This window comes from Mycobacterium lehmannii (genome assembly GCF_001499925.1).
In the GTDB taxonomy this organism is placed as follows: Bacteria; Actinomycetota; Actinomycetes; order Mycobacteriales; family Mycobacteriaceae; genus Mycobacterium; species Mycobacterium lehmannii.
The window spans coordinates 112,467-126,907 of sequence record NZ_LQIR01000001.1 but is presented as its reverse complement, the minus strand read 5'-3'; the positions used below and the strand labels follow the sequence as shown (position 1 = coordinate 126,907).

Below are 14,441 nucleotides of genomic sequence, written 5' to 3'. Positions count from 1 at the left end.
TTGTTACAGGAGTGCTCGCCGTGACGAAGAGGTCAATTTCCGCGCCGCAGAGAACACGTTCCACTTCTCTTTTCGTTGGACTTTCCCGAACCCGCCTCACCAGCCCTTGACCGTGGTGTAGCAAGGCGGTGAGGGCACTAGACGACGTCATAGAGGGATGCAGCCATGCCGACTCCGAACCTTCCGCCCGGATTCGATTTCACCGATCCAGATATCTACGCCGAACGCCTGCCGGTCGACGAACTCGCCGAGCTGCGGAAGGTGGCGCCGATCTGGTGGAACGAACAGACGAAAGGAAACCTGGCCTTCGGGGACGACGGTTTCTGGGTGGTCACCAAGCACAAGGACGTCAAGGAGATCTCGCGACGCAGCGACGTCTTCTCCAGTAACAAGAAGACCGCGCTTCCCCGCTATCGTGACGAGGCCGATCCCGAATCGCTCGAGGGCGGCAAGGTTGTCCTGCTCAATCAGGACGCCCCGCACCATACGCATCTGCGCAAGATCGTCTCGCGTGCGTTCACCCCGCGCGCGGTCGAATCCCTGCGCGCCGAACTTCGCGAGCGCGCGGCCAAGATCGTCAAGGCGGCCGCCGCCGAGGGCTCCGGCGACTTCGTCGAGCAGGTATCGGCCGAGCTTCCACTGCAGGCGATCGCGGGGCTGATGGGTGTGCCGCAGGAAGATCGGATGAAGCTGTTCCACTGGTCGAATCAGATGGTGGGCGATCAGGATCCGGAGTACACCCGCAACGACCCCACCGCCGCTTCGGTAGAGCTGATCATGTACGGCATGCAGATGGCCGCGGAGCGCAGCAAGAACCCGGGCGAGGATCTGGTCACCAAGCTCGTGCAGGCCGACGTCGAGGGGCACAAACTCACCGACGACGAGTTCGGCTTCTTCGTCATCCTGCTGGCGGTGGCGGGCAACGAGACGACGCGGAACTCGATCACCCAAGGCATGATGGCGTTCACCGAATTCCCCGACCAGTGGGAGCTTTTCAAGCGGGAACGACCCGTCACCGCCGCCGACGAGATCGTGCGCTGGGCCACCCCCGTGACGTCGTTTCAGCGCACCGCGCTCGAGGACACCGAGCTGTCCGGTGTGAGGATCAAGAGGGGCGACCGGGTTGTCATGTTCTACCGGTCGGCGAATTTCGACGAAGAGGTCTTCGACGACCCCTACACCTTCAACATCCTGCGAGATCCCAACCCGCACGTGGGATTCGGCGGTACGGGTGCGCACTACTGCATCGGCGCGAACCTGGCCCGTATGACGATCGACCTCATCTTCAACGCGATCGCCGACGAGATGCCGAACCTGCGGCCGCTGAGCCCACCCGAACGGCTCCGGTCCGGCTGGCTCAACGGCATCAAACACTGGCAGGTCGACTACGTCGGCGCGGACACGGCCGTCAGTGGTCGGGCGCCGGTCGGCGCCCGTAGCGAGCCCGCGCCGTGACGCCGTCCCCCGATCGGTGGACACACCTTTCCACCGGGGAAGGGTCCGATCGGCGGACGCGCCGGGTCGCAGCGCATCGATACCGTCAGTTCGGCACCTGAAAGAGACGGGTGTCTGGTTCCACCCGGACGGGATCGACTACCAAGCCGGGTCTTGTTCGCAAGACCGGACCGTGAGTTGTCCATCGGGGGCATGCCTTACCTCACGGTCTGTCCCGTCCGGGCCCCACTGCGTATCAGTAGTCGATGATCGAGCGCCAGTACTCCTCCGGTATCTCGCCGTTCGACTTCAGCACCAGGGCCAGACCGGTCGCCATCGCGATGCCCAGCAGGCCCAGCCATAACCCGAAGAGGCTGATGACGATCCAGAGCGCGGTGGTGACGGCAGGCCACGGCGACAGCGCCGCCAACACGGGCGCGAAGAAGAAGCCGGCCCCGATGTACCACGCCGACCCGGCGCGGTCGGAGATCAGCACGAAACGCAGCCACCGCGGGATGGGCGTCGTCGCGGGTAGCGCTGCCATGATTGCCTCCTTCTGTTCGATGGCACTGACAACGCTGCTCTCCTGAGGTAACCGGCGCAATTACCTACCAGGTAGTGGCCCGGGCGCGTGTGGGCGGCCACACTGGCCACATGACCTCCGCGGCTGTGCAGACCCAGACGTTCGGTGCGCTGTTGAAACAGTGGCGTGGTCGCCGTCGGCTCAGCCAGCTCGATCTCGCCGTCGCCGCCGATGTGTCGCCCCGGCACGTCAGCTTCATCGAGACCGGACGATCCACGCCGAGCCGGACGATGGTGCTGCGGCTGGCCGAGGTGCTCGACGTGCCGCGTCGTGAGCAGAACCAGCTGTTGATGGCGGCGGGTTTGGCGCCGGTGCACCTCGAGCGGTCCCTCGATGACCCGGACATGGCCGCAGTCCGGGCCGGTATCGATCGAGTCCTGTTCGCCTACAACCCTTTTCCGTGTGTCGTGGTGGACCGCCGATGGCAGATCGTGCGGGCCAACGAGGGTGCCGGCGTGCTGATGGACGGTGTCGCACCAGAACTGCTCGAACGACCGAACGCACTGCGCATCGCCTTGCATCCCGACGGCCTGGCGCCGAGGATCAGAAACCTCGCGCAGTGGCGGCATCACCTCATCGAGCGCCTTCGGCGTGAGGTCGCGGTCAGCGGCTCCGATGAGCTGTCGTCGCTCTTGGCTGAAATCGACTCCTACCCCGGCGGTTCCGACGGCTCATCGGAGCTGGGCAGCGTGGCGGTACCGCTCGAGCTCGCCACACCCGACGGGCGCCTGTTGACCTTCCTGTCCACCGTGACGACGTTCGGCACCGCGCTCGACCTCACCGCCGCCGAGCTCTCGATCGAGGCGTTCCTGCCCGCTGACGACGCCACCGTCGCCGCTTTGCGGTGAGAACCGGCGATTATCGGATCCTGGAGGGCATCTCGATCGCCGCGTTCATCGGCGCGACCAACCGGATCGGCATCGCGCTGTCGGTCCCGCCCATTTCCGGGTAGACGGGTATCCCCGGCCGCTGAGGGTCCGGAACACGCCGGACCGGTAGTCGACCGAACCGCGCATATGCGGCCGCCAACACCAATAGAGTCTGGCGTCATGGACATCCGACTCGTTGCGGCGGCCGCGGTAATTCTCGGGGTCGCGGGCTGCTCCACACCGCCCGCGGCACTCGGTGGGACGACCGCGAAGGTAACCATCAACGGCGAGAGCACAGGTGGACCGCACGCCGTGTCGTGCACCCAGTCCGGGTGGCTGTGGACGATCGAGACCCCCGATGAGAACAAAGGCTTCACGGCCAGCGTCGGCACCGGAGACAAGGTCACCGTCGAATCGGTGACCTTCCACGACTTCGGCGGCTTCACCGGCAACTTCTGGCAGGGGAACATCGGCGAGGCCGAGGTCGAGGGTGACGGCGGCACGTTCACCATCACCGGGTCGGCGGATGGTTCGTTCACCGACAACCCGAGTAACGCGGTGACGGCCACCTTCCGCATCGAAGCCAACTGCTGAGGGTCTGCGTCGTGCATGAATTTCGTCGGGCGGTCGAGTCCGGGGATCTCGACGCCGTCATCGCGCTGTGCCGCGACGACATCGTGTTCCGCAGCCCCGTCGTCTTCACGCCATACAAGGGGCGCGATGCGCTGCGAACGATCCTCGCGGCGGTGATGGAGGTCTTCGAGGATTTCCGTTACGTCCGTGAGATCGGAGTGGCCGACGCCCGGGACCACGCGCTGGTGTTCCAGGCGAAAGTCGGCGACAAGGACATCGAAGGCTGCGATTTCGTTCGAACCGATGAGGATGGGGCCATCAGCGAGCTCACCGTGATGGTGCGCCCGTTGTCGGCGACCCTGAGCCTGGCCGAGACGATGAAGGAGCGGTTGGCGGGAGCCTGATCCACTGGTCTGACCACTTGACCTCTGTCCGGTCCGGTGGCACGCTGGCCACATGGCCCTGCAACCGGTTAATCGGCGCTCCGTGCCCGAGGACGTGTTCGAACAGATCGTGTCCGAGGTGCTCAGCGGGCAGATGCAACCCGGCGAGTCCCTGCCCAGCGAGCGCAGGCTGGCCGAGGTCCTCGGCGTCTCCCGGCCCGCCGTTCGGGAGGCGCTCAAGCGACTCACCGCAGCAGGCCTGGTCGAGGTGCGGCAGGGTGACGCAACCACCGTGCGCGACTTTCGGCGCCACGCGGGTCTGGATCTTCTTCCGCGGCTGCTCATTCGAGCCGGCGAACTCGACCTGTCCGTCGTCAGGAGCATCCTGGAGACGCGGTTGCACAACGGGCCCAAGGTCGCCGAACTGGCCGCCGAACGCAGCGGTCCCGCTCTGGCTGAAGCGCTCGATCAGACACTGCGAGATCTGGACACCGAGGACGATCCCGTCGCGCAGCAACGCCATGCCCTGGCCTTCTGGGACCACATCGTCGACGGGGCCGACTCGATCGCGTTCCGGCTGATGTACAACACGCTGCGAGCCACCTACGAACCCGCGCTTCCCGCCTTGGCCACCGTGATGGCCGCAGAGGTCGGAAGGCCACACGCATACCGCGAGTTGGCCGACGCGATCACCGCACACGATCCGTCGCGCGCCCGGCGGGCCGCCCAGGACCTCCTCGAACCGGCGACCGCTGCGCTACTGGACGCTCTCGACAATCTGAAGGATCAACGATGACCACGACCGCACGGCGCGCACGCAAGGACTTCACGCTCACCGATGCGCTGCGCCAATTCTGGAAACACCCCTCCCCCTGGATGATCGGCGCCACCCTCGTCGCCGCGGTGATAGCCCGTATCGCTGTCGGCGACTGGCAGCTCACCGATGCGATGGTGCCGGTGGTGATGCTCGCGTTGTTTCCGTTCTTCGAGTGGATCATCCACGTCTTCGTTCTGCACTGGAAGCCGAAACGGCTGGGCTCGTTGACGGTCGACCCGCTGCTGGCGCGAGAGCACCGCGCGCACCACAGCGATCCGCGCGACGTTCCGTTGATCTTCATCCCGTGGAAGTCGTTGGCCACGTGGGTGTTGCCGTTGACGGTCGCGGTCGGACTCTTGGCGTTCCCGCGGTTGGGTATGGGGCTGACATACCTCGTCTGTATCGGAACTCTCGGGCTGGTCTACGAGTGGACGCACTACCTGATCCACAGCGACTACAAACCGAAAACCGCTCTGTATCGCGCGATCTGGCGCAACCACCGGCATCATCACTTCAAGAACGAGCACTACTGGTTCACCGTGACCAGTTCGGGAACTGCCGACAGGGTGCTCGGCACCTGTCCCGACCCGGCCGCGGTGCAGAACTCACCGACCGTGAAGAACCTGCATGCCGATGCGCAATTGGTCGGTGCGCCCGGCGATTAAGCCTGGACGATGACCGGGTCGCCGATGCTCACCATGTCGTAGTACCACGCCGCGTTGTCCGGACTGAGATTGATGCAGCCGTGGCTCACGTTCTCGTACCCCTGCGATCCCGTCGACCAGGGTGCCGAGTGCACGTACACGCCGCCCCAGTTGATGCGGACGGCGTAGTAGACGGTGAGCTTGTAGCCTTCGGGATCGTCCAGCGGAATGCCGATGGTGCGGGAATCCATGATCACCGGGCTCTGCTTCTCGAGCACCGTGAACGATCCCTTGGGTGTCGCGAAGCCCGGCTTGCCCATCGATGCGGGCATCTCACGCATGGTTTCGCCGTCAACGCTGACGGTGAAGGTATGGGCGTCGATGTCGGCGACCGCGAGCACCTCCGAGCCGGTCTGGAAGTTGGCCTTGGCATCGCCCGCCATCACGGTGATGGTGGAATGTGCCGGAAAGAACTTCTCTGGAGTCCACTGCAGCACACGGTCATCGGGCCAGGCGAAGGTGCCCTGCTGGGTTCCGAGCGGCATCGTCGGCGCGGAGACACCGAACGTGCGCTCAGCGGCCGCCCGGTCGGCGATGGGCTGCTTGAACGTCACCGTGATCGGGTGCGCCACACCGACCGTCTGGCCGGCAGGCTGAATGCTGGCTACTGCGTTCGGTGTTGCGATGCCCGCTGAACTAGTCGGGGCGGAGACCACGGTGAGCACCGCGAGGCTCGCCACCGCGAGCATATTTCGTAGCTTCAGCACACTTTTATCCTAATTCGTCTCGTGGAGTTCCCCGGGCAATCGCAAGGCGGGCTCGCGCGCGCATGTCGCAGCACGGGCGGATACCCACTCCCCACGCTTATCGAACGCGCTGCTCAGAACGTTTCATACCGGATCGGCCTCGGACGAGGTCGTGATTCGGTTGGCGGCTGGCAAATCCCCGCCGAAGACGGGTTCAGTGCCCCCAGCACACCATCGGTTCGCGGTTCAGCAACCGGGTCGGGCCATCCTGATCGCTGCGATAGCCGTTATGCGGGTGGCGTCCAGGATTGTCGGGTAGGCCCTCGGCGAGTCACCCGGGCGGCAGCGGTGCGGGTTCGCGCGCCGGGGGTGCGACGTCCACGGGCGGCGGAGCGGCGACCGCCTCGGACGGTGGCGGAGGCAGCGGCGCCCCCGGCGGTGGAGCCAACGCGGGATCGACGGGCGGAGGTGCCGTTGCCTGTTGGAGCGCGGGGTCGTTGTCGCCGACGTCGGAGAACCGGTCCCTGATCCGCTGCAACCAGCCTCGGCGCTCGGGCACCGGAGTGGGCTCGGCAGGCACCAGACCGGGCGCCATCGATTCCGGCGGCAGCGCCGGCGGTCCCGGCGCCGGTGCGACGGGCGCCGGTGCGACGGGCGCTTCAGGTGGCGGTGCGGCGGGCAGCGGATCCTCCACCGCTGCGGGGACGTCGACGACGGCCACGGGCGGTTCCTCCGGCGGCACCGGAATCGCGGCCGGCGGCGGCGCGGGTGGTGCCGCGGGCACAGGCGTAACGGCCGGGCGGGGCGCGGGCGCTGCCGCGATGTCGGGCGACGATTTCGCGGCCGGGCTCGGCTCGGCGGGCGTGGTGTCCTTGCCCGGCGCCAGTTGCATGCTGATCGCCGCCGAGACCGATACGACGAATGTGACCGTCCCCGCGGCCAGCATGGCCAGCGGCCCGGCATGTGCGGGCTGTCGTCGAGGCCGCCTGCCTGTGCGTTCGAGCGGCTGCTCGGTCTCGAACGCCGACGGACCGCTGTCGGCCGCCGCGAGCGCAGCGCCGCGCGCCAAGGCCAACTCGGCTTCGGCGGGCGCGAACACCGGCACCGACAACACGGTCTCCAGCCGGGGCATGATCGCGTCCAGATCCGCGCCCGACCCCACCAGCACCAACGCCTCGGGCCGCCAGTCGACCCTGGTGAACAGGGTGTTCAACCAGCGGATCAACGATTCTTCGCTGTCGATCGAGTGGCTGACCGCGGTCTGCACGGCCCCCTCGCGGGTGTTGACGACCAGCGCAATGACCGCGTCGTACTCGATCACGCACAGCGCGGTGACCTCGTTGCCGAGCAACTCGGCCACACCCCACGCCAAGGCCTCCGACGCGTCAGGCAGTTGCACCGCCACCGCGTTGTCGAACCCGCATTCGCGCAGCGATCGAAGGAGCAGCGAAGCTTCGGCTTGGGCGTCGTCGCTCCACGTCACACCGATGGTGTGCAACCGGTGACCGCGGCTGGCGGCAAGCGCTTCGGTGCGCAGCACCGCGGCTGCGGCCTCATCGGAAGCGTGTCGCGGAGACGACCGGCGGGTCGGCAGGATCTCAATGGCTTCGCGGTCGACCGTTGCGCCGTCGGCTCCCTGCCCTTCGACGAGGACAAGACCGACGGCCGACGGTGTCACCGACAAGCCGAGTACGGCGTCCACTCATACCCCTTCGGACGTCCACTTACCGGGGTGACCGTAACAGCACGGCGCAGCGCCGGCTCCCCGGGGAGTGGCCGCTGCGGTGAAAGCTGCTGCCACAGGCCAGAATCGAAATGTGCTGTGCCGCTGAACCTCCTGTAAGAGAAGGCCGAACAGCTTTGCCGGGTCGATTGTCTGCTATCGGGCGCGGCGCACGCGTCGGCGTGGCAATGTGAAGACCCATGGCAGGAGTCCAGCAGACGCAGGGCGGGCCCAGCGGTCGCACGGTGCTCGGTCACCCGATCGGCTTGGCGAACCTGTTCGGAGTGGAGCTGTGGGAACGGTTCTCCTTCTACGGGATGCTGACCATCCTTGGCTACTACCTCTATTACTCGGTGACCGAGGGCGGCCTCGGGCTCCCGCAGAGCACCGCCACCGGCATCGTCGGCGCGTACGGCGGACTGGTCTACCTGTCGACCGTGCTCGGCGGTTGGATCGCTGACCGGGTCCTGGGCATGGAGCGCACCGTCTTCTACGGCGGCGTCGTGGTGATGTTCGGTCACATCGCCCTGGCCGTCATCCCCGACCTGGCGGGTGTGACCGTCGGGCTGGTGCTCGTCGCTCTCGGTTCGGGGGCGCTGAAGGCCAACGCGTCGTCCCTACTCGGCACGCTCTACGCCAAGGGTGACCCGCGCTGCGACGGCGGATTCACGTTGTTCTATCTCGGTATCAACCTCGGCGCCTTCGTCGGTCCGCTCATCACCGGGTTGCTGCAGACCCACGTCGGCTTCCACTACGGATTCGGCGCCGCCGCGATCGGAATGGCCTTGGGCCTGGCACAGTACGTCGTCTTCCGTCGAAATCTTGGCGACCACGGCCGTCACATACCGAATCCCCTGCCGCGCAGCGCAATCGGTCGGCTGGCGGCCATCGCGCTGGCGGGAGCGGTGGTCATCTGGATGGTGTTCGCAACGGGCGTGGTGACGCTGGCGAACCTGTCACATGTCACGACTGGCATCCTGGTCGCGGCGTCGGTGACTTATTTCGTCGTGATGCTGAGAAGCGCCAACGTCACGACCGTCGAACGCGTCAGGGTGCGCGCGTTCATCCCGCTGTTCGTGGCGAACGCCGTGTTCTGGTCGCTGTTCCAGCAGATCTTCACCGTGCTCGCCGTGTACTCCGACGAGCGAATGAACTGGTCGATCTTCGGATGGACCGCGCCGTCGAACTGGATCGGCTCCATCGAACCGGTGTGGATCATCACGCTGTCACCGCTGTTCGCGGCGATGTGGACCAGGCTCGGCGACCGCGCCCCGACCACCCCGCGCAAGTTCGCGTACGGCGTGATCGGAATGGGCGTGGCGTTCCTGCTGTTTCTGCCGATGGCGGGCACGACCGGCCGCGCGGTGCCCGCGCTGTACATCGTCGGTGTGATGGCGGTGTTCGCGATCAGCGAGCTGATGCTGTCACCGATCGGATTGTCGGCGACCACAAAGCTTGCGCCCGAGGCGTTCCGGGCCCAGATGATGGCGCTGTACTTCTTCTCGGTCGGTATCGGCACGGCGATGTCCGGTGTGTTGGCCGGTTACTACAAGGCGACGCACGAGTTCGCTTACTTCGGGATCATCGGTGCGGTCGCGGTAGCCGCCGGTGTGGTGGTGTTCGCGCTCGCGCCGTGGATCAGCCGCCATATGGAGGGGGTTCATTGATCGCGGCGTCCCCGCACGCCTAGCCGGCCAGAATCTCCTGCAACAGGGCGGGTTCGATGTTGCCGCCGGAGAGGACGACGACCGTTCGGCCCGCCGGGCTCGGCCCTTTACGGTAGGCGGCCAGCGCGACCGCCCCGCTCGGTTCGCTCACCAGGTGTGCACGTTGAGCGAGTTCACGTACCGCCGAACGAATTTCGTCTTCGGTCACGGTGACGACGTCATCGAGCACCCGTTGCAGGTGGGCGAACGTCAATTCGGAAGGTTGCGAGCGTAACCCGTCGGCGATGGTGCGGTTGCGGTCCTCGATGGACCAGTCGACGCGATGTCCGACGCTCAGGCTCTGGGCGGTGTCGGCGGCCAGTTCCGGTTCGACCCCGATCACCTTGGCATTCGGGCACATCGCCTTGATCGCCGTACCGATCCCCGAGGCGAGGCCGCCGCCGCTGACGGGTATCAGGACGGTGTCGACGCTCGGCAGATCCTCGGCGATCTCCAGCCCGATCGTGCCCTGGCCGGCGATGATGTCGGGGTGGTCGAACGGCGGTATCAGGACACCGCCGGTCTCCTCGACGACCTCGGCGGCGACCCGTTCCCGTTGTCCCGCACCGCACAACACCACCGTCGCCCCATGGCTTCGAGTGGCCGCCACCTTCACATCCGGTGTCTCCTGCGGCATCACGATGTGGGCGGGTATCGCGTACACCGCCGCCGCGTAGGCCACCGCCTGCGCGTGGTTCCCGCTCGAATATGCCACCACTCCCCTGGTGCGTACGGATTCGTCGAGGTGGCCGATCGCATTGAACGCACCCCGCACCTTGAAAGCCCCGATCGACTGCAGGCTCTCGGGCTTGACCCACAACGGCCGATCGTCGTCACCGGCCCACGGGGCGGGAAGCAGCGGTGTGCGCAGCACGAAGGCCCGGATCCGCGCGGCCGCCTGTTCGATGTCGTCGAGCGTCACCAATTCCACCCCACCAGTGTGCACCGCAGGGAATCCGGAGAGACAATGGCGATATGGCTGGAACCTTGTTCTTCGACGGCAACTGCGGGATGTGCACCCGCGCCGTCTACTTCATCCTGAAGATGAACCGAACGGGTGGTCTGCGAACCGCGCCGCTGCAGGGCGAGGGCGTCGCCGAGCGGTTGGGCATCCCCCAGTCACAGATCCTCGACGCCGCGCGGTGGCACGACCAGTCCGGCGATGTGTACGACGGCGCACAGGCGGTGAACGCCGCGGTGGCGGCCGCGTTGGGAACCCGGATCCCGCTTCTCGTGTACCGGATCCCCGGGATTCGTGCGTTGCAGGACGCGGTGTACCGGTATGTCGCCAGTCATCGCCACCGCTTCCCGGGTACGACGCCGTACTGCGAATCGCATCCTGTCGGCTGTTGACCCGGTGGCCATTTCCGACGTTCTCGTCCGGGAAGCGCAGCGCGGCGATCTGGACACGATTGCTGACATCTACGCGCACTACGTCGAAAACACCGTGGCGACCTTCGAATTGGTGCGCCCCGATCGCGTGGAGTGGAACCGCCGGTACGGCGCCGTCGTCGAAGCAGGGTTGCCGTTCCTGACGGCGGTTCTGGACGGTGAGATCGTCGGATACGCCTACTGCGCTCCGTGGAAGACGCGCCCCGCCTACCGGCAGACGGTGGAGGACTCCGTTTACGTCGCCCCACACGCCGTCGGTCGCGGGGTGGGCGGAAAGCTGCTCGATGCGTTGCTCGCGGCCTGCGCGACGGCGGGCGTACGGGAGGTGATCGCCGTGATCGCCGACGCCGATGCGGCCGCCTCGGCTGCGTTGCACCGCGGCCGCGGGTTCCTCGAGGCCGGCCGGCTCACCGCGGTCGGATTCAAGCACGACCGATGGCTTGACACGCTGCTCCTTCAGCGAAGCCTCCTCGCCTGAGGGAGACTTCGGCCGCCTCCGGATGTTTTTCGGCAAGTTGGGTACTCCCTAGCCGATTGGGCCACGGTCGAGGAGGCTGCCGATGAGTTCTGGGGTGCAAACCGGCACGATCACCACGCAGGTTCCGAGCCGGTTGGATCGGTTGCCGTGGTCGCGATTCCACTGGCGCGTCGTCATCGGACTCGGTGCGGTGTGGATGCTCGACGGCCTCGAGGTCACCATGGTCGGCAACGTCGCCTCTCGGTTGACCGAGAGCGGCAGCGGGATCGAGTTGACCGCAGGTGAAATCGGTATCGCCGCCGCGATTTACATCACCGGCGCATGCCTGGGTGCGCTGTTCTTCGGGCAGCTCACCGACCGGCTCGGCCGCAAGAAGCTGTTCCTGCTCACCCTCGCGGTCTACCTCGCCGCCACGGTGGCAACGGCTTTCGCGTTCGCGCCGTGGTACTTCTACATAGCGCGGTTCTTCACCGGCGCGGGTATCGGCGGTGAATACGCCGCGATCAACTCCGCAATCGACGAGTTGATCCCCGCGCGTGTCCGTGGCCGCGTCGACCTGATCATCAACGGTTCCTACTGGCTGGGCGCCGCCGGCGGTGCGGCAGGCGCACTGGTGCTGTTGAACACCGCGATCTTCCCGGCCGACATCGGTTGGCGCATCGCGTTCGGTATCGGCGCCGTCTTTGGCCTCGTGATTCTCGTCGTGCGGCGAAACGTCCCGGAAAGCCCGCGGTGGTTGTTCATTCACGGTCGCGAGGACGAAGCCGAACGCATCGTCGGCGAGATCGAGCGCGAGGTCGAACGCGAGACTGGGCAGACCCTCGAGGAACCCGAGGGCACGCTGACCGTGCGTCAGCGCAAGGCGATTCCCTTCCGGGAGATTGCCCACGTGGCCTTCACGAAGTATCCCCGCCGGGCCGTGCTCGGCCTCGCGCTGTTCATCGGGCAGGCGTTCCTCTACAACGCGTTCACGTTCAACCTGGGCACCCTGCTGAGTGGTTTCTACGATGTTGCGTCGGGCACCGTCCCGATCTTTTACGCGCTGTGGGCGTTGAGCAACTTCGCCGGCCCGATCCTGCTCGGCCGGTTCTTCGACACGATCGGCCGAAAACCGATGATCGCGTTCGCATATCTGGGTTCGGCGAGCGTGGCTGTGGCGCTGACCGTGCTGTTCGTGTCTCAGACGGGCGGGGTGTGGGTCTTCATGACCGTGCTCGGTGTGTGCTTCTTCCTCGCCTCATCGGGAGCCAGCGCCGCATATCTCACCGTCAGTGAGATTTTCCCCATGGAGACGCGGGCTTTGGCGATCGCGTTCTTCTACGCGGTCGGCACGGCCATCGGCGGTATCACCGGACCGCTACTGTTCGGCCAACTGATCGAATCCGGCGATCGCGGGCTCGTCGCGGTCAGCTTCCTGATCGGGGCGGCGGTGATGGCCGTCGGGGGCGTCGTCGAGCTGATATTCGGTGTGAAGGCCGAAGGTCAGAAACTCGAAGACCTCGCCATGCCGCTGACGACCGCCGACGAAGACGAGGAGAGGTCCGAAGCGCCTTCGGAGCGTGACGAGGAACGCGCGGCCCGCCAGGCGCGCATCGCCGAGCGCACCGAACGTGAGCGGGCAGCCAGCCAGGCGCGGCGCTACCGGCCCGGCCCGGCGGCGGGCTGGTATGGGGCATGGCGTGAGCCGCCGACGCCCGGTGTGCCCGAGTCGGCGCTCGACCACGAGATCGAAACCATCGCGCGCGCGGTGAGCGAGCACGAACCGATGTCCGTGCGTGAATTGCACAGGGCGGTCGGTGCGCGGTATTGGGGACCCGGCGAGTTCCGCAAGGCGATGCGGGCGGCGTTGGCGGAGAACCGAATCGCCCGACATCCCCGTGGCAAGGTCGGTATGCCACCGGAAACATCACAGCAATGACTTTGGGCTGCAGCATATTCGGGCATAATCCGACGTTCCGCGCAGATGGCCGCATCATGCGGTGGCAGTGCGAGCGGTGTGGCGAGGCGCAGGGCGCCAAGGAATACGCCACCGCCGAAGACGCGCACAGATACGCCAAAGCGTTCAACAAACGCGATACCGACGACCTCGGGAAGCGCGCGCCTCTACTCGGCCTGCTGCCGTTGCGGCTGTGGCGGGCCCTGCGTCGGCGTTAGCTCTTGGTCAGGGTGAACTGACAGACGTCGGTGTAGCCCTCGCGGAACAGGTCGGCGCAGCCGGTTAGGTACTTCATGTACCGGTCGTACACCTCTTCGGACTGAATCGCGATCGCCTCGTCCTTGTGGGCCTCGAGCGCGGCGCTCCAGTGGTCCAACGTGCGGGCGTAGTGCAACCGCAACGGCTGGACCAGGCCCACCTTGAATCCCGCTTGGGTCGCGTGCCTCTTGACCGCGACGGGCTGGGGCAGATCCCCGCCGGGGAAGATCTCGTCCATGATGAATTTGAAGAACCGGAGCTTGGTCATGGTCAGCGGCAGACCGCGCTCCGCGAACTCCTCATCGTCGGGCTTGACGATGGTGTGCAGCATCATCACTCCGTCGGCGGGCAGCGCGTCGTACGCCATCTTGAAGAACTCGGGGTAGCGGTCGCGGCCGAAGTGCTCGAACGCGCCGATCGACACGATGCGATCGACCGGTTCGTGGAACTGCTCCCAACCCTGGAGCAGGACCCGCTTGCTGCGGGGGCTGTCGATGCCGTCGAGCACCTTCTGCACGTGGGCCTGCTGGTTCTTGCTCAGCGTCAGGCCCACCACGTTGACGTCGTAGCGCTCCAACGCCCGTTTGATCGTCCCGCCCCAACCGCATCCGATGTCGAGCAGCGTCATACCCGGTTGCAGGCCGAGCTTGCCCAGCGATAGATCGATCTTGGCGAGCTGGGCTTCCTCGAGGGTCATGTCGTCGCGCTCGAAGAAGGCACAACTGTAGGTCTGTGTCGGGTCCAGGAACAGCCGGTAGAACTCGTCGGACAAGTCGTAGTGCGACTGCACATCCTCGAAATGCGGTGTGAGGTCCTGGGCGGTATCGGTGGATTTTTCTGGCACGGTCAGCCCCTGGCGTCGAATTGGGTCAGGTCGAAGCTCCGCACGGTTCGAGAGC

Annotated in this window: 16 protein-coding genes and 1 pseudogene; 12 read left to right on the top strand and 5 right to left on the bottom strand. The window is 66.2% G+C overall.

Annotated elements, in window-relative coordinates:
• Positions 1-165: 165 nt before the first annotated feature.
• A complete protein-coding gene (locus AU192_RS00640; RefSeq protein WP_064393782.1) occupies positions 166-1,455 on the top strand; it encodes a cytochrome P450 in 1,290 nt (429 codons plus the stop codon).
• Between the two features lie 235 nt (positions 1,456-1,690).
• Here AU192_RS00640 and AU192_RS00635 read toward each other — a convergent pair whose 3' ends face one another.
• Positions 1,691-1,978 carry a hypothetical protein gene (locus tag AU192_RS00635; protein WP_064393781.1) on the bottom strand — a complete coding sequence of 96 codons (288 nt, stop codon included), beginning with the start codon at positions 1,976-1,978 and terminating at the stop codon, positions 1,691-1,693.
• 110 nt (positions 1,979-2,088) lie between these two features.
• On the opposite strand from AU192_RS00635, the gene AU192_RS00630 reads away from it, so the two are divergent.
• The 6 genes and pseudogenes from AU192_RS00630 (at position 2,089) to AU192_RS00610 (ending at position 5,324) form a co-directional block, all read left to right on the top strand.
• A complete protein-coding gene (locus AU192_RS00630) occupies positions 2,089-2,865 on the top strand; it encodes a helix-turn-helix transcriptional regulator (protein ID WP_064393780.1) in 777 nt (258 codons plus the stop codon).
• Positions 2,866-2,873: 8 nt separating this feature from the next.
• Positions 2,874-2,969: pseudogene (locus AU192_RS25315) on the top strand (peroxidase-related enzyme); the annotation flags it as partial.
• A 97-nt stretch (positions 2,970-3,066) separates the two neighbouring features.
• Positions 3,067-3,480: a lipoprotein LpqH gene (locus tag AU192_RS00625; RefSeq protein WP_064393779.1), complete on the top strand. Its 414-nt coding sequence runs from the start codon at positions 3,067-3,069 to the stop codon at positions 3,478-3,480.
• Positions 3,481-3,491: 11 nt separating this feature from the next.
• Positions 3,492-3,863, top strand: a complete 372-nt coding sequence (locus AU192_RS00620; RefSeq protein ID WP_064393778.1) for a nuclear transport factor 2 family protein — start codon at positions 3,492-3,494, stop codon at positions 3,861-3,863.
• A 52-nt stretch (positions 3,864-3,915) separates the two neighbouring features.
• Complete coding sequence (locus AU192_RS00615) at positions 3,916-4,638, top strand: FadR/GntR family transcriptional regulator (protein WP_064393777.1); 723 nt, start codon at positions 3,916-3,918, stop codon at positions 4,636-4,638.
• The gene (locus tag AU192_RS00610; protein WP_064393776.1) at positions 4,635-5,324 is read left to right on the top strand and encodes a sterol desaturase family protein; all 690 of its coding nucleotides are present in this window, start codon (positions 4,635-4,637) and stop codon (positions 5,322-5,324) included. The genes AU192_RS00615 and AU192_RS00610 overlap by 4 nt, the downstream gene beginning before the upstream one ends.
• Here the strand turns inward: AU192_RS00610 and AU192_RS00605 are convergent.
• Entirely contained in the window at positions 5,321-6,052 is a 732-nt protein-coding gene (locus AU192_RS00605) for a L,D-transpeptidase (RefSeq protein ID WP_064393775.1), read from the bottom strand. The two genes, AU192_RS00610 and AU192_RS00605, sit on opposite strands and share 4 nt — an antisense overlap.
• A 328-nt stretch (positions 6,053-6,380) precedes the next feature.
• Positions 6,381-7,751 carry a DUF7159 family protein gene (locus AU192_RS00600; RefSeq protein ID WP_064393774.1) on the bottom strand — a complete coding sequence of 457 codons (1,371 nt, stop codon included), beginning with the start codon at positions 7,749-7,751 and terminating at the stop codon, positions 6,381-6,383.
• 221 nt (positions 7,752-7,972) lie between these two features.
• Between AU192_RS00600 and AU192_RS00595 the strand changes: the two genes are divergently transcribed.
• Positions 7,973-9,439 (top strand): peptide MFS transporter, encoded by a 1,467-nt coding sequence (locus tag AU192_RS00595; protein ID WP_064393773.1) that lies wholly within the window; start codon positions 7,973-7,975, stop codon positions 9,437-9,439.
• Positions 9,440-9,458: 19 nt separating this feature from the next.
• Here the strand turns inward: AU192_RS00595 and AU192_RS00590 are convergent, their stop codons facing one another.
• Positions 9,459-10,409 carry a threonine ammonia-lyase gene (locus tag AU192_RS00590; RefSeq protein WP_064393772.1) on the bottom strand — a complete coding sequence of 317 codons (951 nt, stop codon included), beginning with the start codon at positions 10,407-10,409 and terminating at the stop codon, positions 9,459-9,461.
• A 44-nt stretch (positions 10,410-10,453) separates the two neighbouring features.
• On the opposite strand from AU192_RS00590, the gene AU192_RS00585 reads away from it, so the two are divergent.
• The 4 genes from AU192_RS00585 to AU192_RS00570 all read left to right on the top strand — a co-directional run bounded on the left by AU192_RS00585 (position 10,454) and on the right by AU192_RS00570 (position 13,502).
• Positions 10,454-10,831 (top strand): thiol-disulfide oxidoreductase DCC family protein, encoded by a 378-nt coding sequence (locus AU192_RS00585; protein ID WP_064393771.1) that lies wholly within the window; start codon positions 10,454-10,456, stop codon positions 10,829-10,831.
• A 4-nt stretch (positions 10,832-10,835) separates the two neighbouring features.
• Positions 10,836-11,348 carry a GNAT family N-acetyltransferase gene (locus AU192_RS00580; protein ID WP_341271737.1) on the top strand — a complete coding sequence of 171 codons (513 nt, stop codon included), beginning with the start codon at positions 10,836-10,838 and terminating at the stop codon, positions 11,346-11,348.
• Between the two features lie 82 nt (positions 11,349-11,430).
• Positions 11,431-13,266 carry an MFS transporter gene (locus AU192_RS00575; protein ID WP_064393770.1) on the top strand — a complete coding sequence of 612 codons (1,836 nt, stop codon included), beginning with the start codon at positions 11,431-11,433 and terminating at the stop codon, positions 13,264-13,266.
• A complete protein-coding gene (locus tag AU192_RS00570; protein ID WP_064393769.1) occupies positions 13,263-13,502 on the top strand; it encodes a DUF1660 family phage protein in 240 nt (79 codons plus the stop codon). The genes AU192_RS00575 and AU192_RS00570 overlap by 4 nt, the downstream gene beginning before the upstream one ends.
• Here the strand turns inward: AU192_RS00570 and AU192_RS00565 are convergent.
• Entirely contained in the window at positions 13,499-14,386 is an 888-nt protein-coding gene (locus AU192_RS00565) for a cyclopropane mycolic acid synthase family methyltransferase (RefSeq protein ID WP_064393768.1), read from the bottom strand. The two genes, AU192_RS00570 and AU192_RS00565, sit on opposite strands and share 4 nt — an antisense overlap.
• Positions 14,387-14,441 lie beyond the last annotated feature (55 nt).